The organism is Paenibacillus nasutitermitis (genome assembly GCF_014641075.1).
Lineage (GTDB): Bacteria > Bacillota > Bacilli > Paenibacillales > Paenibacillaceae > Paenibacillus_Z > Paenibacillus_Z nasutitermitis.
Genome location: NZ_BMHP01000002.1, coordinates 815,811 through 841,694, shown reverse-complemented (window position 1 = coordinate 841,694; position 25,884 = coordinate 815,811). Strand labels below are relative to the sequence as shown.

At 52.3% G+C, this 25,884-nt stretch carries 27 protein-coding genes and 1 riboswitch; of the genes, 22 read left to right on the top strand and 5 right to left on the bottom strand.

Going from position 1 to position 25,884, the window contains the following annotated elements; all coding sequences use genetic code 11:
- The first annotated feature begins 25 nt into the window (after positions 1 to 25).
- The 14 genes from IEY46_RS13950 (at position 26) to IEY46_RS13885 (ending at position 12,577) form a co-directional block, all read left to right on the top strand.
- Positions 26 to 511, top strand: a complete 486-nt coding sequence (locus IEY46_RS13950) for a cell wall elongation regulator TseB-like domain-containing protein (protein ID WP_229750287.1) — start codon at positions 26 to 28, stop codon at positions 509 to 511.
- Between the two features lie 150 nt (positions 512 to 661).
- The gene (locus IEY46_RS13945) at positions 662 to 1,198 is read left to right on the top strand and encodes a hypothetical protein (RefSeq protein WP_188992600.1); all 537 of its coding nucleotides are present in this window, start codon (positions 662 to 664) and stop codon (positions 1,196 to 1,198) included.
- A complete protein-coding gene (locus IEY46_RS13940; protein WP_188992599.1) occupies positions 1,191 to 2,711 on the top strand; it encodes an AAA family ATPase in 1,521 nt (506 codons plus the stop codon). Before IEY46_RS13945 ends, IEY46_RS13940 begins: the two co-directional genes overlap by 8 nt.
- A 171-nt stretch (positions 2,712 to 2,882) precedes the next feature.
- A complete protein-coding gene (locus IEY46_RS13935) occupies positions 2,883 to 3,764 on the top strand; it encodes a 3-hydroxyacyl-CoA dehydrogenase family protein (RefSeq protein ID WP_373288804.1) in 882 nt (293 codons plus the stop codon).
- Positions 3,761 to 4,966, top strand: coding sequence for an acetate kinase (locus IEY46_RS13930; protein WP_188992597.1), 1,206 nt, complete (start codon positions 3,761 to 3,763; stop codon positions 4,964 to 4,966). Before IEY46_RS13935 ends, IEY46_RS13930 begins: the two co-directional genes overlap by 4 nt.
- Positions 4,967 to 4,999: 33 nt before the next feature.
- Positions 5,000 to 6,295, top strand: a complete 1,296-nt coding sequence (gene asnS / locus IEY46_RS13925; protein ID WP_188992596.1) for an asparagine--tRNA ligase — start codon at positions 5,000 to 5,002, stop codon at positions 6,293 to 6,295.
- Positions 6,296 to 6,365: 70 nt separating this feature from the next.
- Positions 6,366 to 7,052 (top strand): DnaD domain-containing protein, encoded by a 687-nt coding sequence (locus IEY46_RS13920; protein WP_188992595.1) that lies wholly within the window; start codon positions 6,366 to 6,368, stop codon positions 7,050 to 7,052.
- 76 nt (positions 7,053 to 7,128) lie between these two features.
- Positions 7,129 to 7,240, top strand: a riboswitch (TPP riboswitch).
- Positions 7,241 to 7,396: 156 nt separating this feature from the next.
- Positions 7,397 to 8,497, top strand: coding sequence for an ABC transporter substrate-binding protein (locus IEY46_RS13915; RefSeq protein ID WP_188992594.1), 1,101 nt, complete (start codon positions 7,397 to 7,399; stop codon positions 8,495 to 8,497).
- A gap of 46 nt (positions 8,498 to 8,543) precedes the next feature.
- Entirely contained in the window at positions 8,544 to 8,846 is a 303-nt protein-coding gene (locus tag IEY46_RS13910) for a thiamine-binding protein (protein ID WP_188992593.1), read from the top strand.
- Entirely contained in the window at positions 8,836 to 9,609 is a 774-nt protein-coding gene (locus tag IEY46_RS13905) for an ABC transporter permease (protein WP_188992592.1), read from the top strand. The genes IEY46_RS13910 and IEY46_RS13905 overlap by 11 nt, the downstream gene beginning before the upstream one ends.
- Positions 9,610 to 9,616: 7 nt before the next feature.
- On the top strand, positions 9,617 to 10,420 hold the full coding sequence (locus IEY46_RS13900) for an ABC transporter ATP-binding protein (RefSeq protein ID WP_188992591.1): 804 nt from the start codon (positions 9,617 to 9,619) through the stop codon (positions 10,418 to 10,420).
- A complete protein-coding gene (locus tag IEY46_RS13895; protein WP_188992590.1) occupies positions 10,417 to 11,220 on the top strand; it encodes a TatD family hydrolase in 804 nt (267 codons plus the stop codon). The genes IEY46_RS13900 and IEY46_RS13895 overlap by 4 nt, the downstream gene beginning before the upstream one ends.
- Before the next feature lie 153 nt (positions 11,221 to 11,373).
- On the top strand, positions 11,374 to 11,736 hold the full coding sequence (locus IEY46_RS13890; protein WP_188993824.1) for a WGxxGxxG family protein: 363 nt from the start codon (positions 11,374 to 11,376) through the stop codon (positions 11,734 to 11,736).
- A gap of 367 nt (positions 11,737 to 12,103) precedes the next feature.
- The gene (locus IEY46_RS13885) at positions 12,104 to 12,577 is read left to right on the top strand and encodes a DinB family protein (RefSeq protein ID WP_188992589.1); all 474 of its coding nucleotides are present in this window, start codon (positions 12,104 to 12,106) and stop codon (positions 12,575 to 12,577) included.
- Between the two features lie 112 nt (positions 12,578 to 12,689).
- On the opposite strand, the gene IEY46_RS13880 is transcribed toward IEY46_RS13885, so the two are convergent.
- The gene (locus IEY46_RS13880) at positions 12,690 to 13,391 is read right to left on the bottom strand and encodes an endonuclease/exonuclease/phosphatase family protein (RefSeq protein ID WP_229750286.1); all 702 of its coding nucleotides are present in this window, start codon (positions 13,389 to 13,391) and stop codon (positions 12,690 to 12,692) included.
- Between the two features lie 383 nt (positions 13,392 to 13,774).
- On the opposite strand from IEY46_RS13880, the gene IEY46_RS13875 reads away from it, so the two are divergent.
- The 5 genes from IEY46_RS13875 (at position 13,775) to IEY46_RS13855 (ending at position 18,103) form a co-directional block, all read left to right on the top strand.
- Positions 13,775 to 14,491 (top strand): TrkA C-terminal domain-containing protein, encoded by a 717-nt coding sequence (locus IEY46_RS13875; protein WP_188992587.1) that lies wholly within the window; start codon positions 13,775 to 13,777, stop codon positions 14,489 to 14,491.
- 177 nt (positions 14,492 to 14,668) lie between these two features.
- Positions 14,669 to 15,628 (top strand): D-2-hydroxyacid dehydrogenase, encoded by a 960-nt coding sequence (locus IEY46_RS13870; protein ID WP_188992586.1) that lies wholly within the window; start codon positions 14,669 to 14,671, stop codon positions 15,626 to 15,628.
- A 78-nt stretch (positions 15,629 to 15,706) separates the two neighbouring features.
- Positions 15,707 to 16,075 (top strand): CidA/LrgA family protein, encoded by a 369-nt coding sequence (locus IEY46_RS13865; protein WP_188992585.1) that lies wholly within the window; start codon positions 15,707 to 15,709, stop codon positions 16,073 to 16,075.
- Entirely contained in the window at positions 16,053 to 16,745 is a 693-nt protein-coding gene (locus IEY46_RS13860) for an LrgB family protein (RefSeq protein WP_188992584.1), read from the top strand. Before IEY46_RS13865 ends, IEY46_RS13860 begins: the two co-directional genes overlap by 23 nt.
- A 104-nt stretch (positions 16,746 to 16,849) precedes the next feature.
- Entirely contained in the window at positions 16,850 to 18,103 is a 1,254-nt protein-coding gene (locus tag IEY46_RS13855) for a peptidylprolyl isomerase (RefSeq protein ID WP_188992583.1), read from the top strand.
- Between the two features lie 184 nt (positions 18,104 to 18,287).
- Here the strand turns inward: IEY46_RS13855 and rocF are convergent, their stop codons facing one another.
- Together rocF and IEY46_RS13845 are read right to left on the bottom strand one after the other, a co-directional pair.
- Positions 18,288 to 19,190 carry an arginase gene (gene rocF, locus IEY46_RS13850; protein ID WP_188992582.1) on the bottom strand — a complete coding sequence of 301 codons (903 nt, stop codon included), beginning with the start codon at positions 19,188 to 19,190 and terminating at the stop codon, positions 18,288 to 18,290.
- 39 nt (positions 19,191 to 19,229) lie between these two features.
- Positions 19,230 to 20,162: a proline dehydrogenase family protein gene (locus IEY46_RS13845; protein WP_188992581.1), complete on the bottom strand. Its 933-nt coding sequence runs from the start codon at positions 20,160 to 20,162 to the stop codon at positions 19,230 to 19,232.
- Positions 20,163 to 20,383: 221 nt separating this feature from the next.
- On the opposite strand from IEY46_RS13845, the gene pruA reads away from it, so the two are divergent.
- From pruA to coaD, 3 genes are all read left to right on the top strand, one after another.
- Complete coding sequence (gene pruA / locus IEY46_RS13840; protein WP_188992580.1) at positions 20,384 to 21,937, top strand: L-glutamate gamma-semialdehyde dehydrogenase; 1,554 nt, start codon at positions 20,384 to 20,386, stop codon at positions 21,935 to 21,937.
- 89 nt (positions 21,938 to 22,026) lie between these two features.
- Positions 22,027 to 22,611: a 16S rRNA (guanine(966)-N(2))-methyltransferase RsmD gene (rsmD, locus tag IEY46_RS13835; protein WP_188992579.1), complete on the top strand. Its 585-nt coding sequence runs from the start codon at positions 22,027 to 22,029 to the stop codon at positions 22,609 to 22,611.
- 3 nt (positions 22,612 to 22,614) lie between these two features.
- Entirely contained in the window at positions 22,615 to 23,193 is a 579-nt protein-coding gene (gene coaD / locus IEY46_RS13830) for a pantetheine-phosphate adenylyltransferase (RefSeq protein WP_188992578.1), read from the top strand.
- Between the two features lie 49 nt (positions 23,194 to 23,242).
- Here the strand turns inward: coaD and IEY46_RS13825 are convergent, their stop codons facing one another.
- Positions 23,243 to 24,427, bottom strand: coding sequence for a nucleoside recognition domain-containing protein (locus IEY46_RS13825; RefSeq protein ID WP_188992577.1), 1,185 nt, complete (start codon positions 24,425 to 24,427; stop codon positions 23,243 to 23,245).
- Between the two features lie 133 nt (positions 24,428 to 24,560).
- Positions 24,561 to 25,817, bottom strand: coding sequence for a nucleotidyltransferase (locus tag IEY46_RS13820; protein ID WP_188992576.1), 1,257 nt, complete (start codon positions 25,815 to 25,817; stop codon positions 24,561 to 24,563).
- Between the last annotated feature and the right edge of the window lie 67 nt (positions 25,818 to 25,884).

The window sequence follows — 25,884 nt, the reverse complement described above, 5'->3', positions numbered from 1 at the left end:
GAATCGTCAACGGCGGCCGTCTGCCATGACCCGAACGATGTGGTTATTGCTTGGGGCCATTGTCGTCATGTTGATTCTGATTGGGCTTAATCTTTATTACCGGTCCGTACAGTCCACGCTCTGGAAGGAAGAACACAGCGCAGAAGTTTTGGCCGTCCAAACAGGCGGGTTAAAGGAAGCGACGAAATCACATCGATTTGTGTGGGATGAGCCTGTTTGGATTGTGGAAGGCAAGGATCAAGATGGCGACGACGCTTATGTATGGATGGTGAAGGAGCCGCTCAAGCTCAAAGCCAAAAATGGTGTGACGGAGTCGGAAATCAAATCGAAGTTCCGGAAAAAATCCCCCGCAGCCGACCTCTACCATATCAAGCTCGGGATGCTGGACGGAGCGCCCGTATGGGAAGTATTTTATGCGGACAAGAATTCTTCGAAGACTTTTAATTATTATGATTTCTATAAATATGGGGACGGTTCGTTCATTATTACTTACACGTTGTCGACCAATTAATGAGGGAGTGAACAAAGACGCCAAGCGCGCTTTTTTGTTCGTTCCCTGTTTTTTCTCATGCCTATCCCTTAAAAAATGTGATATACTATCGTATAGTAAAACTGATAGATATTAATATATACAATCGTACGACAAAGGAGGCTTCATGCCATGAAAATTAGATGGGTTCCAACATTAATTACAGCTGTATTATCTGCATGTTTGCTTGTCGGCGGCTGGTATATATACCGAAATATGACTACCATTCGACCACTTGAACAGATTACAGCACAAATTCCCGGCGTCACGGAAGCAAAGCCGGAAATTGGCCGCGATACTGTAACGGTGGAATTGACCTTGGATAAAAATGCGGATATTAGAGCCGTCTACGATAAGATTTACCAGGAAGGCAAATCCGTTATCGGCGGACGCGAGCTGAAACTTCAAATCCGCGAGAGCACGGACCAGCAGAAGCTGGACACCGTATGGTCATCCATGCTGTTTGGTATTGCGCAAGCGATGGATCACCGGAATTATTCGGATATCCCGCAAACACTGAAGCAGGCTGAGCAGCAGTTCAGCGGCATTCAGGCTGTTTCGGAGATGGACGAGAGCAATGTCTACATTACGCTCAGAGACGGCGATGATTTCAAGCATATTGTGCTGCCAAGAATAGCCGCACAGATGGGAGCGTGGCCGAATGCGTAACTATTCGAAGGAAATTGCGATCGGTTTTTTTCCCGTTCTCATTCTATTTTTGCAATTTATTGTCGGTATTAATATGATTCCTATTGTTTTCTTTATGGCCATGATGGCCGGCGTGTTCTATATCGTTCGCTCGCGGGGGAATCTGGCAGCAATCGGCAGTGAGCGCAAAGGAAAACTAGCAGCACCGGCCCCGCTCTCTTTTGAGCAGATTGGCGGTCAGGAGCGGGCCAAGCAGGAATTGGTCGAGGCGCTGGACTTTCTCGTGCATGAAGAGAAAATCTCCAAATTTGGCATCCGTCCGCTCAAAGGAATCCTGTTGACGGGTCCTCCGGGAACGGGCAAAACATTGCTGGCCAAAGCGGCGGCCACATACACCGACTCGATCTATGTGGCTGCTTCAGGCTCAGAATTCGTTGAAATGTATGTCGGGGTCGGTGCCAGCCGTATCCGGGATTTATTTAAGGAAGCCCGGCAGAAAGCTGCAAAAGCAGGAAAAGGAAGCGCAGTCGTATTTATCGATGAGATCGATGTCATCGGCGGCAAGCGCGACGGAGGCCAACATAAGGAATACGACCAGACGCTGAATCAGCTGCTGACGGAAATGGATGGCATTCATACGGCCGAGAAGCCGCGTATTCTGCTCATGGGAGCTACGAACCGCAAGGAAATACTCGACAGTGCCCTGCTTCGTCCGGGGAGGTTCGACCGTCATATCGTTGTCGATCTGCCGGACAAGAAGGGAAGGGATCATATTCTGCGCATTCATGCCCGCAACAAGCCGCTTCATGAAGAAGTGAGCCTGGAGAAAATTGCGGAGGAATCCTTCGGCTTCTCCGGCGCGCAGCTTGAAAGTGTCATGAATGAATCGGCCATCTACGCCATGCGTGAGGAGTCCGAATCGATCTCGCAACGCCACCTGTCGATGGCGATCGATAAAGTGATGATGGGTGAGCAGACAGACCGCGAATCGACCAAAGAAGAGCGGGAGCGGGTTGCCCTGCATGAGCTGGGGCATGCGATTGTCGCGGAGCTCGTGCGCCCGGGCAGCGTTTCGCAGGTTGCATTGTCACCGCGCGGGCAAGCTCTGGGCTATGTGCGTCATAATCCGCAGCAGGACCATTATCTGTACACGCAGCAATTTCTTGAAGGGCAAATTATGATTGCGCTCGGTGGCGCAGCGGCCGAAGAACTGTTCTATGGCGGACGCAGCACGGGCTCGCGAGGCGATTTTGATCAGGCGATGAATATTGTCCGGACGATGGTGGAATGCGGTCTGACGGAGCTTGGCATTATTGACAATTCCATGATTACTCCCGACCGCTGGGCAAGTGTTAACAAGTCCATTTTGGATGATCTGATGGAGAGAGTGAAGCTTCTGCTGGCTGATCAGAAAACTGTTTTCCTCCATTCCCTTGATGTTCTTGTCGCGGAAGAAACGCTTGGCGGTGACCGCTTCCGGCTGTTATTGCAAAAACAGTCTGCCGATGCGCAGGCTTTGACACAATTAGCCTGACCTTATATGCAGGAAAGAAGACGAACGGGGGGTTCGCCTTCTTTTTTTGCGTAAAAACGTTATAATTAGAAGATATAGGCCTTCTTAATTTATGTTTACGGCAACGCCGAATTCATTTCATGGCTCAGACCGTGTATTTGCTGCTTCCTGCAGCGGAATGATAAATGGAGGATGACATCATTGATTATGCGTAAAATTGGCGTCGTTGGCGCCGGGACCATGGGACAAGGCATTGCCGAAATGCTGGCTTTTAATGGTCTGGAAGTTTATGTGACCGAATATTCCGAAGAGAAGCTTGCGCAGGCTCTGCTGCAGATCGAGCAGAATCTCGACCGCCAGATAGAGAAATGGGCTTTGACCCGGGCGGAGAAGAAGCTTACCTTGAACCGGATTCATCTTATTCACCGGCTGGAGGAACTGGGAGATTGCGAGCTTATTATTGAGACGATTACCGAGGATCTGGAAAGCAAGAAAATGATCTTTGAACGACTGGATCAAATCTGCAAACCCCATGTCATATTGGCCAGCAATACGTCGACGCTCAGCTTGACGGAGCTTGCCAGTGTCACCGCACATCCGCAGCGTGTGATCGGCATGCATTTTGTATACCCGGCCAATCGTACGGATCTCGTGGAAATCGTCCGTGGACTGAAAACCTCTGATGAAACCTTCAACCGGACCAAGCATTTTGTCGAGCATATTATACAAAAAAAAGGCATTATGGTATTCGAATCTCCAGGATTCGTTACCACGAGGCTGATCTGTCTGTTCATCAATGAAGCGTTGCATGTGCTGGAGGAAGGAGTCGCCTCAGCGGAGGATATCGACAGCGCGATGAGGATCGGCTACAGCTTCCAGAACGGACCCTTCGAGATGGCCGACCGCTTCGGGCTGGACGCCATTCTGGCTGCGCTGGAGCGTATGTTCCGTGAATATGGTGAACTTAAATACCGTCCGTCCATCGTGCTCAAGAAAATGGTCCGCGCGGGCCAGCTCGGTGTAAAAAGCGGTGTTGGCTTCTTTCATTACGATAAGGATGGAGACCGTCAATGATAATACTGGTCATGAATGCTGGCAGCTCTTCCCTGAAATATCAATTGTACAACATGAGTAATGAAGCGGTGCTGGCTCATGGCAGCGTTGAGCGTATCGGCATGGATTCGTCCATTGTGACCCACGAAACAAGCGGCAAGCCCGAAGTGCGGGTGGTCAGCGAGATTCTTGATCATAATGCGGCGGTCAAAAAAGTAAGTGAAATGCTGACTCATCGCGAGCATGGAGTGCTCAGTTCCCTGGACGAAATCAAAGCGGTTGGACACCGGGTCGTGCATGGCGGCGAAAGCTTCAAGCAGTCGACGTTGGTCACACCGGAGGTTAAAGAGGAAATCCGCCGGTTGTTTGACCTGGCCCCCTTACATAATCCGCCGGCCATGATGGGAATTACGGCGGTGGAGACGAATATGCCGACCATCTCGCAGGTGGTTGTGTTCGATACTGCTTTTCATCAAACCATGCCGCAGGAAACCTTCCTGTACCCGATACCCATGGTGCTTTACCGCCGCCACAAGATTCGCCGTTATGGTTTTCACGGGACCTCGCACAATTATGTCAGCCAGCAGGCAGCCATCAAGCTGGGGCGCTCGCTGGATTCCCTGAAGATGATTACCTGTCATATCGGAAACGGCGCAAGCTGCGCAGCGATTGTGAATGGACGTTCTTATGATACCAGCATGGGACTTACTCCGCTGGAGGGGCTGATGATGGGAACGCGCAGCGGAGATCTGGATCCTGCTATTGTTCCGTTCACGATGAACAAGGAGGAACTAACTTTGAACGAAGTGAATTCCATGCTCAACAAACACAGTGGACTCCAGGCGATCAGCGGGATTAGCAGCGATATGCGGGAGATTACGGAATCGATGAATGAGGGCGACAAGCAGGCGAAGCTGGCCTTCGACATGTATACCTACAGGCTCCGCAAATACATCGGTGCCTATACGGCAGGGATGAACGGTCTGGATGTCCTGGTGTTTACGGCGGGAATCGGGGAAAATTCGGTAGCGGTCCGGAAGGCCGTTTGCGAGAATCTCACGTTTCTGGGCGTGCAGCTGGATGAAGAGCGAAATGAAGTGCGTTCCCGCGAGGCACGCTTGATATCCACAGACGATTCGCGTGTGAGCGTAATGGTGGTCCCTACCAATGAAGAGCTTCTGATTGCAAGAGATACTTATCAATTGGTGAAGCAGTTTGCCTGAGCTGTTCTAAACCAAAAAAAGGACGGGATATAAATGAGAACCTTAACGACAATCGGACAATTGGATCAGCATGCCGGTCAAACCGTATGGATCGGCTGCTGGCTCGGCGGCAAACGTTCCAGCGGCAAAATTCAGTTTTTGCAGCTGCGTGACGGAACGGGATTTGTACAGGGAGTCGTAGTAAAAAGCGAAGTGCCGGAAGCGGCCTGGACGGCCGCGCAGCAGTTGACGCAGGAAAGCTCCCTCTATGTGAAGGGAGAGGTCCGCGCGGAGCCGCGCAGTCCTTCCGGCTATGAGCTGACGGTTCAGGAAATCGAGATTATTCAGATCACGCAGGATTATCCCATCACGCCCAAGGAGCATGGCGTTGATTTTTTGATGGACCGCCGCCATCTGTGGCTGCGCTCAGCCAAGCAGCGGGCTATTATGGTCATCCGCGCCCAAATCATCCGGTCCATCCAGCAATTCTTCGATGAGCGAAGCTTCACACTCGTCGATCCGCCGGTACTGACACCGTCCTCCTGCGAGGGGACAACGAATTTGTTTCATACCAAATATTTCGATGAGGACGCTTATCTGACGCAGAGCGGTCAATTATATATGGAAGCGGCTGCGATGGCTTTGGGCAAGGTCTACTCATTTGGTCCGACTTTCCGGGCGGAGAAATCGAAGACACGCCGCCATCTGATTGAGTTTTGGATGATTGAGCCGGAGATGGCTTTTGTCGACCACGAAGAAAATTTGCGGGTGCAGGAGCAGTTTATTTCGTATGTGGTGCAGTCCGTTCTTGCCAACTGCCGCCGTGAACTTGAGACGGTGGGGCGAGATGTGAGCAAGCTGGAAGCTATTCAGGCGCCATTCCCGCGCATTACGTATGACGAGGCCATCAAGCTGCTGCACGACGGAGGCTTCGATATTCCTTGGGGCGAGGATTTCGGCGCGCCTCATGAAACAGCCATTGCCGCGGCATTCGATAAGCCGGTGTTTATAACGCATTATCCGACTTCGATCAAAGCCTTCTACATGAAGCCGGATCCGAACCGGCCGGAGGTCGTGTTATGTGCAGACATGATCGCACCCGAAGGCTATGGAGAGATTATTGGAGGCTCGCAGCGGATCGACGACCCGCAGCTGCTCGCCGAGCGCTTCGCCGAGCATGAACTGTCTACGGAAGCTTATCAATGGTATCTGGATCTCAGGCAGTACGGGAGCGTCCCGCATTCGGGATTTGGCCTTGGGCTTGAACGGACAGTAGCCTGGATTTGCGGACTGGAGCATGTCCGCGAAACGATTGCATTCCCACGTACCCTGTATCGTTTATATCCATAACTAATACCAGGAACATTCGAATGGATTCGTAAATGGGAATCTCAGAATTGCGAAGTTTGGGGGCTCACTTTTGAAGAATGAAATGTGGAAAGCATACGCCCGGGGGATGGCAGCCGCTATGAACAGCGGCGGTGTTGTGGTCCCCGCGGCGTTAATGCGCTCATATAAGGCCATCGGCATTGCCGATGCCGATATGCTGCTGTTTATCCAGCTCATGATGTTCAGGCAGCTGGAACAGGTGGATTTTCCGACGCCCGAGCAGCTGGCAGAGCGGCTTGGCACCAGCTCCAAAGCCGTGGGACAGCAGCTTGGAAGGCTGATGAAGGAGGGGCTGCTGATGATTGATGAAGATATGGATCCCATCAGCGGCATCCCATCTGAGCGTTACAATTGGAACGGGCTGATTATCCGCTGCGCCGAATGGCTGGCCGATGAAGCCAGGCAGTCGATCCAATCCGAGCGTGGGAAAAAACGTACTGCCATGGCGAAATCGGCGGATCTGTTCTCGGTATTTGAGCAGGAGTTCGGCCGGCCCTTGTCGCCTATGGAATGCGAGACGATCAGTGCCTGGCTGGACCAGGACCAATACGCCGAGGAGCTGATCCGTTTTGCGCTGAAGGAGTCCGTGTTTGCGGGCAAGCTGCATTTCCGCTATATCGACCGCATTCTGATCGAATGGAGCCGCAACCGGGTTACGAACACGGATGAGGCCAAAGCGCACACGGCTAAATTTCGGGGCGGCCGCGGCTCATCGTAACTGAAGCCGTTTATGCGCATTACAAAGATGTGGCTTTTACGGCTGTGTTTGTTATAATAGATGATGCGACACAACTGAATACGAGATGGGGAGCTGGAATTGGCCGGCTGAGAGGGGATACCGATATCATCCCGACCCTTTGACCTGATCTGGATAATGCCAGCGTAGGAATTGCCTTGTAGCCAGCCCTCTTTCACTTTTCGTTTTGTGAAGGGAGGGAATGGAGTATACAAAGCCGTTTACAAGCGTCTTCCAGCGGGAGGCGCTTTTTCTTATGAACTCGGGGTCTTTTAGCAGCTATGGTCGCTCATCATGGGAGATATCAGGGAGGAGTCAGCGGTATTATGGCAGGAAACAAACCATTTACAAAAGCAAAATGGGGAATGGCGGCGCTTGTTCTGCTGCTCGTATTGGCGGGCTGCGGCGCCAAAGAGAACGGCGCAGGGCAGACTGGCAATGGAACAGGGACCGCCAGCGAAAACACAGGGAATACAGACAATAAAGGCGGCAGTCAAGAATCTGGAGGGAAGTCCTCCGATCCGGAGGCGTTGACGAAAGTCAAAGTCGTGCTGGACTGGACCCCGAATACGAACCATACAGGTCTGTATGTAGCAAGGGACAACGGCTTTTTCAAAAATCACGGCTTGGATGTGGAAATTGTTCTGCCTGGCGAAGCGGGTGCCGATACGATGGTTGCAACCGGTGCTGCGGAATTTGGCGTCGGCTACCAGGAGGGGATCACCCAGGCGCGGATTCAGGGTGTTCCGCTGGTTTCCATCGCAGCTGTTATTCAGCATAATACCTCCGGCTTCGCTTCGCCCGCGGATAAGAACATTAAAACGCCGGTTGATTTTGAAGGCAAAACCTACGGGGGCTGGGGATCTCCTGCAGAAGCGGCAGTCATTGAATCGCTGATGAAGGAAGAGAAGGCGGACGCAAGCAAGGTCAAGATCGTCAACATCGGCGATGCGGATTATTTTACAGCCGTCAAGAAGAATATTGATTTTGCCTGGATTTATTATGCATGGACCGGAGTGGAGGCGGAGCTTCGGGGGGATAAGATCAACATGATGTATTTGACGGATTACAGCGACAAGCTGGATTATTACACACCAGTACTGGAAACCAATGAGAAAATGATTGCCGAGAATGGCGATATCGTAAAAGCTTTTGTTGCCGGAGCATCCGAAGGTTATGCCTATGCGATCGAGCATCCCGAGGACGCAGCGGAAATTCTGATTAAAGCGGTGCCTGATCTTAACGCGGATCTGGTCCGTGCCAGCCAGAAATGGCTCAGTCCACGTTATCAGGATGACGCCGCCCGATGGGGGGAGCAACGAAAGGAAGTTTGGGCTAACTACGCAGGCTGGATGTTTGAACATAAGCTTTTGGACAAAGAGCTTGAAGCAGACAAAGCTTTCACGAATGAATTTTTGCCTGAATAGCAGATCGAAATTGAAGAGCTCGAATGGAAAGGGGAAAATAAAACCGATGTCAAACGCCTTGTTAAGCATTCAAATTTTGCCGCATACGCCAGGAGGAGAAAGTGTCCTCCCATACGTGGACCGCGCGATTGAGATTATTAAAGCCTCTGGGGTGCCGTACCGCGTAGCTCCGCTCGAAACCACGATGGAAGGGGAACTGAACCAACTGCTGTCCATCGTTCAGGAGATGAATGAGGCGATGACCGTCATGGGCTGCCCATCTGTCATCTCCCAGATCAAAGTGTATTATAATCCGGAAGGCGGCGCTTCTATGGACAGGCTGCTGGAGAAATACCCCGATGGTCAATAAGCTTCGCAATTTTTGGCCGCCTGCTGCCGTGCTTGGGGCATTTGTTATACTCTGGCAGGCGGTGGTCATCCTGTTTCATATCGAGCCTTATATTCTTCCGTCTCCGCTTGCGATTGCATCCAATACAATCGAGCAGACGCCGAGGCTCTTGCATCATACATGGTCGACACTGGGCGTAACGCTGCTCGGATTCATGGCAGGAACGGCGGCGGGCTTCGTGCTCGCCGCTTTGCTGCATGTTATACCGGGTGCGAAAGCAGGGTTTTACCCCTTGCTGGTGCTGACCCAGAATGTTCCGGTCATCGCGCTGGGGTCACTGCTTGTCGTGTGGTTTGGATTCGGCATTCTGCCGAGGCTTATCCTGATCATATTGGTATGCTTCTTCCCTGTAGTCGTCGCCATGCTTACAGGGCTGACGCAAAGCGATCCCAAGCTGGTTGATTATATGAAAATGATCGGCGCTACCAAAGGGAGGCTATTCTGGCGGTTGGAGCTTCCCAATGCCGTGCCTTATTTGTTCTCGGGTCTTAAAATTGCCGCTTCGTACAGTGTAATCAGCGCCATTTATGCGGAATCGATCGGGGGCAGTGAAGGGCTGGGTAATTTTATGCTGGTCTCCCAGCGGGGATGGCAGACGGCCAATGTATTCTCCGCAATAGCGATTATTGTCGTACTCAGCCTGATTCTATTTGGCCTTATTAGCCTGGCAGAGCAATTTCTTGTTCGCGGGGGCAGTCGCAAGCCGGAAAAGGGAAGGGGATAACCATTATATGGCAGAGAATGCGCTTGAACTGTTATCCGTCTCCAAGCATTTTTTGGAAGGCGAATCGGCAAAGCTTGTTTTGGCCGATGTGAGCTTCCATGTGAAGGATGGCGAATTTGTTTCGCTGATCGGTCCATCCGGCAGCGGGAAAACGACCTTATTTCAAATGATTGGCGGTCTGGAACCACCTTCCTCCGGGGAGATTCGGATAAACGGAAGAATCAGCGGCGGCGAGCGCGGTCGGATTGCCTACATGCCGCAGCAGGCTGCTCTGCTCCCTTGGCTCACCGTAACAGGCAATATTGAGCTGGCATTATCTATAGCCGGAATTGCCCGCAAGGAGGGCAGGAAAATGGCTTCAGAATGGCTGGAGCGAGTCGGACTTGGCGGTCTTGCTAACGCATATCCCGATGTGCTCTCAGGGGGGATGCAGCAGCGGGTATCGTTCCTGAGGGCGCTGTTGTCCCCACAGCCCCTGATGTGTCTGGATGAGCCATTCGGAGCGCTTGATGCGCTGACCAGGCTCCATATGCAGACCTGGCTGCTTTCGCTTTGGGAGGAACACCGGCGGTCTGTGCTGCTTGTCACCCACAGCATCGAGGAGGCGCTGCTAATGTCCGACCGGATTATTGTATTATCCGCTTCGCCGGCTGTTGTTATGAAGGAGATAACGGTTCCTTTTCGCCGTCCGCGCAGCAGCGAGCAGCTGTGGAATGATCCGGAGTTCAACGCCATGAAGCTGGATATTTATCGAATGCTCGGACCGGCGGCTGGCAGCCTAGAGAGCGGTCGCAAGGGGGAATTGCATTGAAGAGCGGCGGACAGAACTATATCGACGCGCATATTCATGTGGATTTGTATCCATCCGGGGAAAGAGATGCCATGTTAAAGAGAGCATTTGACCAGGGGATAACGGCTGTGGTCGCGGTATCAATGCATTTGGAATCCTGCAAAATCAATAGGGAGTTAGCGATGAAATATCCCGGCCGTTTGATTCCGGCCTATGGCTTCCACCCGGAGCAGATTCTTCCGTCCGGCAGCCAGTTGGAAGAGCTCATGGGATGGATCAGGGACCGGAACAAAGCTGGTGAAACGTTCGCCATAGGTGAAGTCGGACTGCCTTATTACACCAGGTTGGAAGCACGCGAAGCAGGCCGGCCATTTGACGAAGGTCCTTATTTGCAGGTGCTGGATCAATTTGCGGCTCTGGCAGCCGAATTGGACCGCCCTCTCGTGCTGCACGCAGTGTATGAGGACGCAGACAAGGCTTGCGATATCCTGGACAAGCATCAGGTAAGACGGGCCCACTTCCATTGGTTCAAAGGTTCCTCCGCTACCCTCGGGCGGATACGGGCGGCCGGTTTCCGCATATCGGTAACGCCGGATGTCGAGTATGAGGAAGAGATCAGACAGATCGTTAAGGATTATCCAATCGAGCTAATGATGACGGAAACGGATGGTCCCTGGCCGTTTGAAGGGACATTCGCCGGCAAGTGCACCAGACCGGAAATGGTGCGCGAGGTGGCTGCCGAGATTGCTTTGATCAAAGGTATACAAGAGGACCACGCAGCTTCCCGGCTGCTGGATAATGCAAAAGAATTTTATCGTTGAAAAATGGCCAGCCCCAGTAAAAATTTCACACTTCATGCGGGTCAACAGCATGCAAGGGGCTGCAGCTTTTTTTTGAATAAAAGCTTGGGCAAGAGGAGAAACCAAGAGGGAACACAATCTATAACCCCAAATGGAGGTCTTCCCTTGAAAAAGATGATGACAAGTATGTTCGTTTGTGCGTTCATTTCCATCATGTTGTTGGTGCCCGCGTTCGCAACCAGCAATTCAAGCATGAATGGGGCCAATACGTATCCAGGCACCGGTAATACCTCGGGCACAGGTACCTACGGTAACAGCACTACCTATGGAACCGGTACGAACAATGGCACCTATGGCAATACCTATACCGGTAACACGGCTGGCACGGGCAGAATGAACACTTATGGAACAACCAATGCCAACACGTACAGAGCGACAGCAACGGGTAACAACAGAGGCTCCAATTGGGGCTGGCTTGGTCTGCTTGGTCTGATCGGACTTGCGGGAATGCGCAGCAAGGACCGGGAGCGGACATAAGCTCAAACCCATCCGGGTAGTAACCTGGCGAACCTGATAACGGAGCGGATCTCTGCTTCCTTATCAGGTTCGTTTCGTTTCGAGCAGCCAAAAGAACAGAGAACAAAAAAAGGACCCGCCAATAAGGCGGGCCAAAATGAAACTATATCAATGGGGGGTCATGTATGTATATTAACCCCGGGTATTGTTTTGAATCAGCTAACGAAAAATATTTATCATCTTTTTCTTGCGTGTTTGAATCCTTCTTGTATCAGGAAGAATCAGCTCATCCTTTACATAGACTTGACGGCTCCAGAAAGGGAAAGAGAGAACGAAGTCGAATTTGTAGTATAGAGTTGCTTAATATTCCAGAAAAGGGGTCCCGTTCATGCAAAATAAAGAACAGCTACTGCAACAATTTTCTGGCCTGATTCCGTTTGTTCAATCAATAACGCAGCTGGACGAAGGAAAATGGACAACGCCGATTGAAGAGGGCAAGTGGACAACAAGAGATGTACTTGCACATATTATGCTATGGGACAACTATTTTCTGGAACAAGCTATTGCAAAAATAGCCACTCACCAGCCAGTAACCGTGCAGCATCTCGACTATGATGAATTCAACAGAAAAGCAGTTGAATATGCTAAAGTAACGGACAAACAAGAAATTATTGACAGAACCATTCGCTGCCGCAGCGAAATTCTCCGACTCCTGGGACAATTGAATGATGAAGCGTTCGTCAAGGAGCATATGGACGGGGATGGCCATCCATTTTCCGCGTATCAGTATCTTATGGACTTCATCCTGCATGACAAACAGCACATCGACCAGTTGAAAGCTTTCCTGGGCAAAGCGGGTTAAGCGCAAAGTATGCCCGGCCAGCTGCTGTTTTCAAACAATGGGCATCATAAGAGGCACATTAGAGCCGGGCTTCATCCAAGGATTAGGCGGAAAGATACGACAATCGCATCGTTCACTCGAATTTCCAACGAATCTCGGCAATGACCGGAAAATGATCCGATACGACGGAAGGGTGTACCTTGGCTGAGGCTTGCTCTGTCGGCATGTTTACAAAGATATGGTCGATCTCTCTGCCATCCTCAAAGGTCTGGTGCTTGTTTTGTAACATAATTTTTTGCCAATGGGTGTTTAATCGTTTCATTAACGGGTCATCCATCTCCATATTAAAGTCCCCCGTTACGATCGCTGGCCGGTCCAGCTTGTTTAAAACCTCCAAAAGGATCGGAACCTGTTTTTTTCGTTCCTTTTTATGTACCCCCAAATGGGTATTTAATACAATGACCGTACCTTCACCTATTTGTACTCTCACCGTCAGGATACTTCTTCGTTCAATGGACCCGCCAATATACTGAATTTTTTTTGCAACAATCGGATAACGGCTTAGTATGGCATTTCCGTATTGGACGATAAGGAGGTTTACACTGGGAGCGAAACAGGAATACATTCCGAGCTGTTTAGCTAGCCAATTCAACTGATCTTGAAAGCCGCTGCGAGGGGAAAAACGGTCCACACCTTGCAGGGTAACAATATCCGGATGGGCTTCCGCAATCTCATAGGCTATGCGGCGCAAACTGGTTTTTCCATCCATCCCTTTTCCATGCTGTATACCGTAGGTCATCACTCTCATAGTAATGCTGGCGTCTATTGGATTCACCGCTTTCTGCTTAGTTTACGCCGACTAAATTATATGTATCATTAGTATTGATCCTGGAATTGGGGTATATACGGAATTAAAGCTCAATCGGTGATCAAAGAATAAAAGTAGTACAAATAAGTGATAAACATGGAAAATCTTCATATCAAGGGTCTACACAAAAAAAACCGGGGCCCTCTTTCGAGAGCCCCTTTTCATGGGAGAGGAGAAACCGGACGAAGAGCTTATGGGGAAACGTAAGTCTTCTCCGCGGTTGTCTACGGCATCTCTCGACGCCGATATCAACAGGATTGCCCATTTCCGGGGATTTATACATGCCGGCTATTTTTTTGGAGCCATTCGGGTAATGGTAATCGAGAGAACTAGCAAAGGCGGGGACCGGCATGGGATTTATTTTTATCCTGATCTATTTTGTGATTATTTTCCTTGTACTTGAAATAGCCGTTATCCTCTTCCGGAGTACGGGGCTGAAACGTGACATTTCGCGTTTCCAGGTCGTTTCGATGATGACGGGAACCGGTTTTACGACCAAAGAATCGGAGCTGATTTTAAGGCATCCGGTGCGGCGGAATATAGGCATGTTTCTGATTCTTTTCGGAGCTTTTTCCCTTGCAGTTATTATTTCCTCTATCAGTACGATCATGACGAAAAGCTTTCATATCCCTCAACTGATCTGGACTGCGGCTGTGTTGGGTCTTATTTTGCTTGTACTGCGATTCCCTCCTGTACATTCATTTATAACCCAATGGTTCCATGCCGAGCTTCAGCAAAATTTTGACCTGAAAGAGCTTCCCGTTTCCGAAAGCTTCGAGATGAATGAAAACGATCTGTTTATCGACATTTCCATTCATGAGGATTCCAGACATATTGGCAAGAGCGTGAAAGATCTGTTAAAGGACGATTACGATATTAACCTGCTGTTTATCAAACGCGGCGAGGAAACGATTCGCAAGGACCGGATGTCTACCGAGCTGTGCAGCGGCGATCTGATATTTGTGTATGGCAGTAAAGCTGATCTCTCCAGGCTTTTCGAAGAAGAGCTCAAATTGCGGGAACAACAGGAACATGATGAAAAAAGAGCAGCCCGGTTGAACGAGTAATTTCATTGCGCTTCAGCTCATCAGCATGAGTGATTTCCATATAAAGGTATGGACATCTATTCCCAGCGGGGCTATTATTGCGGAAGATAGTTGTATCTCATTCGCACAGCTGCAAACGCACACAATTATTAGGATAAGATTTTCATTTCAAAATGAGTCCATGGAGGTTCCAAGGTTATGAATATTGTTGTTTTGGACGGTTATACCCTGAATCCGGGAGATTTGTCTTGGGATGAAATGGAGGGTCTGGGCACTCTCACTGTTTTCGAACGTACCTCTGAAGAGGATATCGTTTCGCGCGCGGCTGAGGCGGAAGCGGTGCTGACCAATAAAACCCCGCTGTCGGCTGAAACGATTGCCCTTCTTCCCAAGCTCCGTTATATCGGTGTTCTCGCTACAGGCTACAATATTGTGGATATCGAGGCTGCCGGGGAGCAGGGAATCACGGTCACCAATGTGCCGGATTACAGTTCGTTCTCGGTCGCGCAGCTGGTCTTTTCCCTCATACTGGAGCATTGTGTTCAGGTGCAAAAGCATAGCGATGCCGTCCATGGAGGACGCTGGTCGGCTGGACCGGATTTCATGTTTTCGTTATCCCCGCTCCTTGAATTGGCAAACAAAACGATTGGCATCATCGGTTTTGGCCAGATCGGCCAGCAGGTTGCACATATTGCGAAGGCTTTTGGGATGCGGATTATGATTCATTCCCGAACCACCAAGCAGGTAGAGGGTCTAGAAGATGTGCCTTTTGTCAGTGAGGATGAGTTGTTCCGCGAATCGGATTTTGTGACGCTCCATTGTCCGCTGACGGAGCAGACCAAAGGAATTGTGAGCCGGCGGACGCTTGGCTTGATGAAACCGTCATCGTTCCTGATCAACACGGCGCGAGGGGGCCATATCGTGGAGCAGGATCTGGCAGAAGCGCTGCATGCCGGCAGACTTGCAGGCGCAGGGCTAGATGTATTGTCCGTAGAGCCACCTCCTTCCAACCATCCTCTCATCGGCGCGCCAAATTGTTATTTGACGCCGCATATCGGATGGGCGACAGTGGAGGCCAGGAAACGTTTGATGACACTGGCTGCGGATAATTTGCAATCCTATATGGATGGGGCCGTCCGTAACCGGGTGAGCCGGTAAATTGGATCTGTTCCACTTGAAATTTCAGGCATCAAACGAACAATTATTCTGGGGGGCCTTTATAGTGAGGAGAGTTTCATGCGCGGATTTGCAATCATAATCGGTTTTGACGGTTTGGGGTGGCTGCTGCATGCGGTGGCCGGAGTGCCGCTTCCTGCTCATGTGCTTGGGCTGCTTCTTCTGACAGCTGCATTGTTTATGAATATCGTAAAGCTGGAGTGGGTGGAAGCGAGCGCGACGCTGCTGACGCGTCATATGATGCTGTTTTTTGTGCCGCTGCTTGCCGGCGTGTCAACCTTTGCGCCTTTGCTGCGGGAATCATGGCTGGCAGCGGCAGTCAGCTTGACCGCAGGTACAGCGGCTGTCACCGTAGCGACAGGACTTGTCACCCAGCTGTTGACGACTAAGCGGAAGGAGCTTCCGCATGAACGGCAGCAGTCTTTATAGCGATCCGGTATTTGGCGTTTGCGTCACCTTTGCCGCATACGCGGCTGCTTTGCTTGTCCGGCGGCGTGTTCCCCGCCTGCACCCTCTAATCACGGCCCCTGTCCTGGTATATGCCTTACTCCAATTGGGGCGGATCGATTATACGGATTACAAGGTTGGCGGAGATATGGTCGCCTTCTTCCTGGGGCCGGCAACGGTTGCACTGGCCATTCCGTTGTATAAACAGGCTATGCGGCTGAAACCGGTCCTGCCTTCGCTGCTGTTGGGAGCTTTGGTGGGCAGCGCGCTGGGCCTTGCCGTGAATGCCTTGTGCGTAATAGCGCTTGGCGGCACGGAGGAGCTGCTCCGTTCGTCGCTTCCCAAGTCTGTTACCGCAGCTGTGTCGGTTGAGCTTTCACGCTGGCTGGGCGGATCACCGGAATTTACTGCCGCACTTACGGTGATGACCGGATTGTTCGGCAGTGTGGCGGGTCCTGTGCTGCTCCGGTTAGCCGGCGTACATGATCGTGTTGCGGCTTCTATCGCCATTGGTGCAGCCGCGCATGGAATAGGCTCCGCGAAACTGCTCGCCGATTCCCAGGAAGAGGGCGGGGTTAGCGGGTTTTCGATGGCAGCCTGCGCAGTTTTCACGCCGGTGCTGCTGCTCCCGTTTCATTGGTTTATCTTATAAACTTTGACATTTTATCTTCTCTTAAGGTTTTTTAATATTTATTCTGGTATATTGACAGCAGCAGAAACATAACTGCATCTATTATCAGAAGGGAGTTTTACAAATTGAACGAGAAAGACAAAGACCTGGATAAAGAGATTGAACAGGGAAAGAAGGAATCCTCGGCAGGTTCAGAGCTGGACGGGGGGATGGACAAGGCTCCTTCGGACAAGGACGGCATCGTGCTTGACAAGCAATCAGCCTCAAGCCTGTCTGGGGAAGACTTGGACCGCGATCTTGATTCCGGGTACCCGGATGAGCGGACAGAAACGATGGACAATGCACGGGAAACCGTTACGCTGAATCCGCTTGTTGCGCAGCCGCCTGTTCCCGAAGAGAACCGCGGCGGCGGCGGCCGGGCATGGATGTATATTGCCATTGGCCTGGCATTGCTGCTTGTTGTAGCATTGGTAAAGCCTCCTTTTGGCAAGGGAGCAGCCGACGGAAGCGGCGATGTGGTGGCAACCGTCAACGAAGTGGATATCACACAGGACAGTTTGTTTAATAAAATGGTCGCTCTGGGCGGGAAATCGACATTGGATCAAATGATTCAGGAAGAGCTCATCAAGCAGGAAGCCGACAAAGCCGGCATCACGGCTACAGAAGCGGATATTGACAGTGAAATCACGCTCTGGAAGGGACGTTTTCCATCCGAGAATGACTTCAATTCCTGGCTTCAGCAGAACGGGATGACGGAAGCGGATTTCCGCAAGGAAATGCCAACCCAGCTTCGTATCCGCAAAATAATGGAACCGAAAACAACGGTGACCGATGAGCAGGTCAAACAATTCTTTGATGAAAACAAGGCTTCATTCGATACACCGGAGCAGATTCGAGCATCCCATATCCTTGTTGCAACCAAAGAAGAGGCGGAAGCGATTCTCAAGGAGCTTAAGGGCGGAGCAGATTTCGCCAAGCTTGCTTCCGAGAAATCGATTGATCCGGGCAGCAAGGACAAAGGCGGAGATCTGGATTTCTTCCCTCGCGGCATGATGGACGAGCCGTTTGAGAAAGCAGCTTTCGCACTCAAAACCAAAGATGAACTGAGCCCGATCGTGCAAGGCGCGAACGGATTCCATATTATCAAGTTCACCGAGCGCAAAGCAGCGCATGCCGCAACCTTGGAAGAGGAAAAAGTGAAAATTAAGGATCAGTTGGTCGCGCAGCAGGTTTCGGAGCTGTCGGGCACCTGGCTTGCGGAAATCAAGGAAAAAGCTAAAATCACGAACACGCTGGACAAGCCGGCTGCCGATGAGAAGGCAGGGGATAGCGGCGCAGCGCCGGCCAATTCCGAATCCGGGACACCAGACGCCGGCTAAACTTATGTAAATCGAACCAGGACAGCTTGATCCTCAATAGACCGTTTGTCTTTGCGCCCTTCATGCGCACAAGGACAAGCGGTTTTTTGGCCCGCGGCCGGTATCGACGCTTATCATCCGCGATTCATTCTTGCATCGCACGCCGGCCAGTATGGTTCCGCGTCGGAGATCGTGCAAAACTTCCTTAAAGGATCCGCTCTCCCAGAAGGGAGCCGATCAGCTCCACGGCAAGCCTTGCCGTCCCGCTGGAAGGATCCAGCAGGGGATTAACTTCAACCATGTCCGCTGATGTTACAGCCCCGGTTTCCGCTAACATTTCCATAGCCAAATGCGCTTCCCGGTAGCTTAGACCGCCTCTGACCGGCGTTCCGGTCCCCGGCGCTTCGCCAGGATCGATACAGTCGATGTCAAAGCTGACATGGATGCCGTCCGATCCGTTTGAGGCAATTCGGATCGTCTGCTCCATGACACGGGCCATCCCCAGCCTATCGATATCCTGCATGGTGAAACAGGTAACTCCGAGCGTACGGATTAACTGCTTCTCTCCTTCATCGAGCTGCCTCGCTCCAACCAGCACAATACGGCCAGGCTGGAGCTTGGGACTGAAGCCGCGGAGCCGGGTAAATCGGGAGTCGCCATGCCCCAGGCCTGCGGCCAGGCTCATGCCGTGCAGATTGCCCGAGGGAGATGTGCGGGGCGTGTTCAGGTCGGCATGGGCGTCGATCCAGATAACGCCGAGCCGTTGTTTATGTTCTGTAAGCCCCGCAATGGTGCCCATGGCTATACTGTGATCGCCCCCGAGCGTTAGCGGGAAGTATCCACAGGACACAAGCCTTGCGATTTCCCCGGATACTGCAAGGCTCATATCATGAACACGGCCCCAATGCTTCATTCGTTTCGAGCTGCGCCGGTCCGCAGGAGGATCTTGCAGATGAAATTCGCGATGAAGGGAATAGTTCAACCCCAGCTGCTGCAGCTTTTGCTCCAACCCGGCGAGAATAACGGCCTGAGGTCCCCCGGCTGCCCCCCGGCGGCTGGCCCCCCAATCAAAGGGAACAGGGAGGATGGCTACCTGTTTTTGCAACATCTTGAGTCCCCCAGTCCAATGCATCGAGCCTTTTTCGGCTTAATTGCGCCAAACGACACTTTTTACGACAAACATGACATTTGCCGGACGCTCCGCCAGCCGTCTGACGAAATAAGGGTACCAGCTGCGGCCGAAGGGGACATAGCTGCGGACCTTGTAACCTTCCCTGGCCAGAGAGCGCTGCAGAGGGTTGCGAATGCCGTATAGCATTTGAAATTCGAATTTGCTTCGGGGTATCGCACGCATGCGCGTATAGGACTGGACCCACCTGATGATGCGCTGATCATGCGTAGCGATCGCTGTATAAATGCCGCTGTCCAGCCTTGCTTTAATCAAACGCCGCATATTATCGTCCACTTCTTGCTTGGACTCAAAAGCAATTCGGCGCGATTCCTTATAAGCGCCTTTTACAAGCCGAAGATTCATTTTATTGGCCGTCATGGCTTGAACATCGCGGCCGCTGCGGTACAGATAGGCTTGAATGACCGTTCCGACATTGGAAAAGCCTTCATCCTGAAGCATCTGGACGATCTGGATCGTGGCATCGGTCCAGGGACTGTCCTCCATATCCAGCCGGACAAAAAGGCCGTGTCCGGCAGCTTCATTTACAACTGCACGGATGCCTTCTTCGCATGCCTTGCGGTCCAGTGCCAGGCCAAACTGGGTCGGCTTCAAAGATACATTGCCGTTGATGCCTTCGTGCGAGATCATCCGGATCAATTCCTTATAACTACGCTCGCTTACTTGGGCTTCCTCGAGGCTGCTTACGCTTTCTCCAAGAAAATCCAACGTGACAGCAATGCCTTCCGCATTCAGCCGTTTGGCCTGGGCAATAGCTTCTTCCATCGTTTCGCCTGCGACAAACCGGCTGGCCCCCAGCTTCATTCCGTACCGTTCTGAGAGTGCCCGTGCCGCACGATTGCCGGCAAGACCGAGCAGTGCCGTGCGGAACAACCGGGTCCCGATGTCCATTTCATCACTCCTTTCACGCCATGAGCCGAAAAAACCGCATGCTTGCATGCTCTTTCGTTTGCCAGCAAGCTGTCATTTTTACCGGTCATCATGCTTATATATAGACCATATGCACCGACAGCATGGCAATAAAACCATCAAAAACAAAGTAATTTCGACCGGGACTGCTTGTATTCATGTAAGGCAAGAATTGCTATTTTAAAGGGGGCGGCTTAAAACAGATGGAACCCTTCCGCAACGAACCGTTTACCAATTTTGCGCTCGATCACAACCGGCAGACTTTTATGGAAGCTCTTGCTTCTGTAAAGGCCGAGTGGGGGAAACATTATCCGCTGGTCATTAACGGCAAACGCATCACTGCAGGAAATCCGCAGCCTTCGATAAATCCCTCCAGGCATGCGCAGATTACTGGTTATGTGTCCCAAGCCGACCATTCGCTGATGGACCAGGCGATTGAAGGGGCATCGGCGGCTTACACCATCTGGCAGCTTGAGAAGCCTCTATTCCGAATCGGCATGCTCTACAAAGCGGCGGCGCTGATGCGCAGACGCAGGCACTGGTTCTCGGCATGGCTAGTCTATGAAGCCGGAAAAACCTGGGTGGAAGCGGATGTGGAAACGGCAGAAGCGATCGATTTCCTGAATTATTATGCTTCTGAAGCCGAACGGCTGCTGCTGCATCCGCCAAAGCTAGTCAGCTATCCCTGCGAGCATAATGAATGGTCCTACATGCCGCTTGGCGTAGGCGCTGTTATTCCACCCTGGAACTTCCCGCTTGCCATCATGGCGGGCATGACAGCTGCCGCTGTCGTCTGCGGCAATACGGTTGTGCTTAAGCCGGCAAGTGCAACGCCCATAATCGCCTACCATTTTGTTTCGCTGCTGGAGGAAGCCGGACTGCCTGGCGGCGTCGTACAGTACGTTCCGTGCCCGGGGAGCCGGCTTGGCGATCAAATGGTGACCCATCCGCTTGTTCGTTTTATCAATTTTACCGGTTCAATGGAGGTAGGACTTGGCATCAATGAGAAAGCGGCTCTCCGCAGACCGGGACAGCGCTGGCTGAAGCGGGTGACGGCCGAGCTTGGCGGCAAAGACGGTATTATCGTGGATGACAGTGCAGATATTGGCGAGGCGGCGGTAGCGGTTGTGCAGTCGGCATTCGGCTACAGCGGTCAGAAATGCTCGGCTTGCTCGAGAGCGATTGTGCATCAAGGCGTATACGATGAATTTCTGGCGGAGGTGGTCAGGCGGGCCGGACTGCTTAAAGTAGGCCCGGCGGATGCCTTCGACACGAATGTCGGAGCTGTCATTGACCGCGCCGCCTTCGACAAAGTCGCCGCATACATTGAGCTTGCGGCAGCAGAAGGAACGATTGTTTGTGGCGGAGCGGAGCAACTGGATCCGTCTGAGGGTTATTATGCAGGACCGACGGTTGTAGCCGGGGTAGATGCACAGGCCCGAATCGCGCAGGAGGAAATATTCGGGCCTGTTCTTGTGGTCATCCGAGCGGACGACTACGCGCATGCGCTTGAGATTGCCAATGGCACGCCTTACGGCTTGACCGGTTCTGTCTTTTCGGGGAACAGGGCGCATCTGGAGCTTGCCCGTGAGAAGTTTCATGTCGGTAATCTTTATTTCAACCGTAAATGTACAGGTGCGCTGGTTGGCGTGCACCCTTTCGGCGGGTTTGATCTTTCGGGGACCGATTCCAAAGCGGGAGGACCTGATTATCTGCTGCAATTTCTTCAGGCGAAGGTCGTTACAGAGCGGATGTAGGGCACTTAGATAACGCTTTAACAACTGCTGAAAAATATGTTAAGATAGCAGCAGTCTATGGGCATAACCGAAAGGGGAAGGTCGAAAAGTTGAGAGTTATTGCAGGTACGGCTAAAGGCCGTGCTTTAAAAGCGGTTCCCGGTATGAATACGCGTCCGACCACGGACAAGGTAAAGGAAGCGATCTTTAGTATGATCGGTCCTTACTTTGACGGGGGCTGGGCGCTTGATTTGTTCGCCGGGACAGGCGGTCTTGGAATTGAGGCTCTCAGCCGGGGGGCGGAGCATGCGGTATTTGTCGATTTGGAGCAGAGCAGCATCGAAGTTATCAAGCGGAATGTACAAGCCTCAGGCTTTCAGGAGCAGGCCGAAATATACCGCAATGAAAGCTTGCGCGCATTGAAGGCTCTTGCGAAAAGGGGATCGGTTTTCCGGATTGTATTTCTGGATCCGCCCTATAAAATGAAGAATATGGACGTCATCATGGAAAAGCTGTCCGCTGAGGCGATGCTTGCGGCGGATGCCGTAATTGTGGTGGAGCATGATGCCGGACACTCGTACCCGGAAGTGATCGGCCATTTTGAACAGGCCAAGCATTCGAAATACGGGGATACGGCCGTTTCAATCTATAACTACCGTCAGGCAGACGGTTCGACTGGACAATTGGAGGAGTAATGCATGACGTTTTCATCTTATCCCGAAGCCGGTTCAAAGGGCGAAACACCATTCATTAGCCCAGTGATCCCGGTTACAGGAGCAATCGCCGGACAGCGGGTGGCTGTATATCCGGGCAGCTTCGATCCTGTTACCTATGGTCATATGGACATTATACATAGGGCAGCCAGGCAATTTGATCATTTGATTGTGGCAGTGCTGAACAATTCCAGCAAAAACCCGCTTTTTTCCGTAGAGGAGCGCAAGGTGCTTCTTGCGGAAGTCACCCGTGATTTGCCGAATGTGTCCATTGACAGCTTCCGCGACCTGCTGGTGCATTTTATGCGCTCGCGCAATGCGGATGTCATTGTCCGCGGTATCCGCTCGGTGACCGACTTCGAATACGAGCTGCAGCTGGCTTCAACCAACCATCAGCTCGATGGCGAAATCGAAACGATATTTATGATGACCAATCCCAGATATTCGTATCTGAGCTCCAGTATCGTCAAAGAAATCGCCAAATTTCACGGCAAGGTGCAGGATCTGGTCCCCCCCGAAGTGGAAAGGGCCTTGTCAGAGAAATACAAGCAGAAAGAAACGTAACTCCATTCACTCCATAAATGCCGCCTTATGTTCTATATAGGGCGTTTTTTCAACGTGTCCATCTGCGCGGGACAATGACAGACACGAGGACAAGCACAAGCACGAGTCCGGCAAACAGCAGCATAATACGTGGTATGAATGGCCACAGGCTGAACAGGTCCCCGGCATGAACCGCCTGACGGAGGGGATACCCGGCTGTTCCGCCCGGCTGTTCCATCGTCGTTATAGAGTCAGGAATGACCTGGAGTATAGCGGTCAGCGGCTTCCAGATAACCAACGTCGCGGCGAAGGCTAATGCCGATTGAATACAGCGCATGAAGGCAAGAGGACGAAGAGAGAGATCCGTTCCCGATACAGCGCTCGAGGCCTGAAACAGTGAACTGATTCCACCGAAGCTCAATATGGCGGCTATCAGCGCTGCATTCCAGGGGAGTCCTCCTGCCTGATCGGAGACAGCTGCCGCATAAGCCCCAATGTGGCTTTCAATTAGGCCGGGCAGAACATAAGCGGGCAGTGAGGCCGGCATCAGCGGTTCAAGCAGTCTTACAATGACAGCGCAGATCATCATGAACCCGCCGATGGCCATCAGCTTATAAACGGATTCCGTGACCGCATCGCCCAGCGTTCTGCCGAAAGTTCTTCCGTCGGCTTTCCGGGCATCGGCCATGGCGGATGCAGCTCTGCGCAGCAAGGAACCGGTATCCTTTGCCCCGCTTGCAGGCTTGACTTCTTCGTGTGCGGCTCTGGCATGGACAAGGCCGGCAACAAGAGCCGCCAGCCAGACGGCTGCGGCAATGACGAGCCCCCATTCAGGCCGGTTCAGGAACCCGGTTCCAACTACGAGCAGCATGACGAGGGGGCTTGGCATGTGCGACAGCGCAAGCAGGCGCTGTCCTTCTTGCCGGGAGACGACAGTCCCGCGCCTAAGAGCTGCCGAGGCTTCAGCGCCTGACGGAAAACCGGCGGTCCAGCCCAAAGCCATCGCCATGCCCGCTTCGCCAGGCAGCTTGAACAGTTTTTGCATCAGGGGGCTGATGAGGGTGCCGATGAAATGTACGCCGCCAAAGGCCATCATCAGCTCCAGCAGGGACAGGAATGGAAGCAGGCCGGGAAAAACAATATTCCACCAAATGGTTAAACCCTGCAACGAAGCCTGAAAAGCTTCGCCGGGACGATAAATAATCGCTCCGACGAGCAGGATGGACAGAAAGGCGAACAGCAGTGTTCTTTTCATGGGACTCCACTCCATTACAGGTATAGTAGCCGGACACAAACAGCCACTACATTGTACGCTGGCCTTGTCCGAAATAGACCTGTCTGTCCATAAGGACAACGGGCGAAGAACGTGATCCGGCACATTTCCGGTTTTAGAATGTACCTTCGGCCAGTACAATCGGCTTCTGGTAATAATCACGGAAACAATCGCGGGCGGAGGTATTGGTCCTGGCGAGCGTATAGGCGGCAGTAGCCTGCACGTCAAGCTCCAGGTAAGGGTATGGCTCAGGCGGCCTTGCCGCGCTGTGCAGAATGGGCAGACTGGCCGTTGTTTTCATTTTCTTGAGCAGCTCGCGTCCTTTGCCCGTAAATCCCAGAACCCGTATATACTGGATTCCGCTTTGCAAGCGATCCGGCGACAGATCCGCCTTGCGGTGTCCCAGCAGAACGGCGAGCAGCATGCGCTGAAGCTTCGTCCGCGTATAACGGCGCGTCTTGAGGGCTTCCAGAAGGGGTTCGACTTCCAGGCTGCTCAGGGTGCTTACTGAACGTTTGAGCCTGTGCTGGAGACCTTCGCTCATTTCATGATAATCCGCAAGCGAGCCGGCGGACTCGCACATCAGCTTGTGAAACAGCGGCCGGGCAAAAGAGGACCAGCTGACAGGGCCACGTCCTGCGGCATAATCCCGCTGCAGCAGGTCCATGGTGGCCCGTGGAACATAAGGGGCGGCGTCATCCGGCGCGCCCTGCTGTGCCACCAGCCTGCGGATTGCCGTAGCGCTGGCAATCTCGCCATCGGTGATATCCGATTGCGAATATCCGGCTTTCTCGCGGCGGATTGTGTGGGGCTCGATGCGGCTGCCCAGCCGTTCAAGCGCCAGCAGATAATGCAGCCCAAGCGTATTGTTGGGCTGCTCCAGCGGAAAGGCGGCTGCCTCATGGTCGCCCGCCTGCGCCATATAGAGGCGTACCGCCTCGCTATAAGCAGCGGGGTAGCTGGCGCCGCGTCCCAGTGTATCCGCCATAAGACGCGCAAATGGCTCCGGCTCATGCGCTAGCATGCGGGCAATGCGGCGCAGCGGACCGATCTCGCCGGCTTCGCTCCCGAAGCACAAGGCGTCCACAACACCTGTCGCGCCGAGCAGCGCAACGGCTCCGTAGGCGAACCATTCCGCCGCTTGCGTGGAATAAGCGACAGGCAGCTCGATTACCAGGTCGCAGCCTCCGCGCAGCGCCATCTCGGTCCGCGTCCATTTATCCAGCAGCGCAGGCTCTCCGCGCTGCAAAAAATTTCCGCTCATCACGGCAACAACCGCATCCGCCTTCGTTATTTTTGCGGATTGTTGTAAATGATAATAATGTCCATTATGGAACGGATTATATTCCACGATGAGGCCGACTGTACGCATATTGGACCCTCCGTTCATTTCCATGTATAATTTTCACTATATCATGGAGTTAAATTGTTGACAAAAC

What these genes read in the sequence shown, in the direction of transcription:
- IEY46_RS13950 (WP_229750287.1), top strand. Translation starts at nt 26, where the DNA reads ATGACCCGAACGATGTGGTTATTGCTTGGGGCCATTGTCGTCATGTTG.
- IEY46_RS13945 (WP_188992600.1), top strand. Translation starts at nt 662, where the DNA reads ATGAAAATTAGATGGGTTCCAACATTAATTACAGCTGTATTATCTGCA.
- IEY46_RS13940 (WP_188992599.1), top strand. Translation starts at nt 1,191, where the DNA reads ATGCGTAACTATTCGAAGGAAATTGCGATCGGTTTTTTTCCCGTTCTC.
- IEY46_RS13935 (WP_373288804.1), top strand. Translation starts at nt 2,883, where the DNA reads ATGACATCATTGATTATGCGTAAAATTGGCGTCGTTGGCGCCGGGACC.
- IEY46_RS13930 (WP_188992597.1), top strand. Translation starts at nt 3,761, where the DNA reads ATGATAATACTGGTCATGAATGCTGGCAGCTCTTCCCTGAAATATCAA.
- asnS (WP_188992596.1), top strand. Translation starts at nt 5,000, where the DNA reads ATGAGAACCTTAACGACAATCGGACAATTGGATCAGCATGCCGGTCAA.
- IEY46_RS13915 (WP_188992594.1), top strand. Translation starts at nt 7,397, where the DNA reads ATGGCAGGAAACAAACCATTTACAAAAGCAAAATGGGGAATGGCGGCG.
- IEY46_RS13910 (WP_188992593.1), top strand. Translation starts at nt 8,544, where the DNA reads ATGTCAAACGCCTTGTTAAGCATTCAAATTTTGCCGCATACGCCAGGA.
- IEY46_RS13905 (WP_188992592.1), top strand. Translation starts at nt 8,836, where the DNA reads ATGGTCAATAAGCTTCGCAATTTTTGGCCGCCTGCTGCCGTGCTTGGG.
- IEY46_RS13900 (WP_188992591.1), top strand. Translation starts at nt 9,617, where the DNA reads ATGGCAGAGAATGCGCTTGAACTGTTATCCGTCTCCAAGCATTTTTTG.
- IEY46_RS13890 (WP_188993824.1), top strand. Translation starts at nt 11,374, where the DNA reads ATGATGACAAGTATGTTCGTTTGTGCGTTCATTTCCATCATGTTGTTG.
- IEY46_RS13885 (WP_188992589.1), top strand. Translation starts at nt 12,104, where the DNA reads ATGCAAAATAAAGAACAGCTACTGCAACAATTTTCTGGCCTGATTCCG.
- IEY46_RS13875 (WP_188992587.1), top strand. Translation starts at nt 13,775, where the DNA reads ATGGGATTTATTTTTATCCTGATCTATTTTGTGATTATTTTCCTTGTA.
- IEY46_RS13870 (WP_188992586.1), top strand. Translation starts at nt 14,669, where the DNA reads ATGAATATTGTTGTTTTGGACGGTTATACCCTGAATCCGGGAGATTTG.
- IEY46_RS13865 (WP_188992585.1), top strand. Translation starts at nt 15,707, where the DNA reads ATGCGCGGATTTGCAATCATAATCGGTTTTGACGGTTTGGGGTGGCTG.
- IEY46_RS13860 (WP_188992584.1), top strand. Translation starts at nt 16,053, where the DNA reads ATGAACGGCAGCAGTCTTTATAGCGATCCGGTATTTGGCGTTTGCGTC.
- rocF (WP_188992582.1), bottom strand. Translation starts at nt 19,190, where the DNA reads ATGTTGCAAAAACAGGTAGCCATCCTCCCTGTTCCCTTTGATTGGGGG.
- IEY46_RS13845 (WP_188992581.1), bottom strand. Translation starts at nt 20,162, where the DNA reads ATGGACATCGGGACCCGGTTGTTCCGCACGGCACTGCTCGGTCTTGCC.
- pruA (WP_188992580.1), top strand. Translation starts at nt 20,384, where the DNA reads ATGGAACCCTTCCGCAACGAACCGTTTACCAATTTTGCGCTCGATCAC.
- coaD (WP_188992578.1), top strand. Translation starts at nt 22,615, where the DNA reads ATGACGTTTTCATCTTATCCCGAAGCCGGTTCAAAGGGCGAAACACCA.
- IEY46_RS13825 (WP_188992577.1), bottom strand. Translation starts at nt 24,427, where the DNA reads ATGAAAAGAACACTGCTGTTCGCCTTTCTGTCCATCCTGCTCGTCGGA.
- IEY46_RS13820 (WP_188992576.1), bottom strand. Translation starts at nt 25,817, where the DNA reads ATGCGTACAGTCGGCCTCATCGTGGAATATAATCCGTTCCATAATGGA.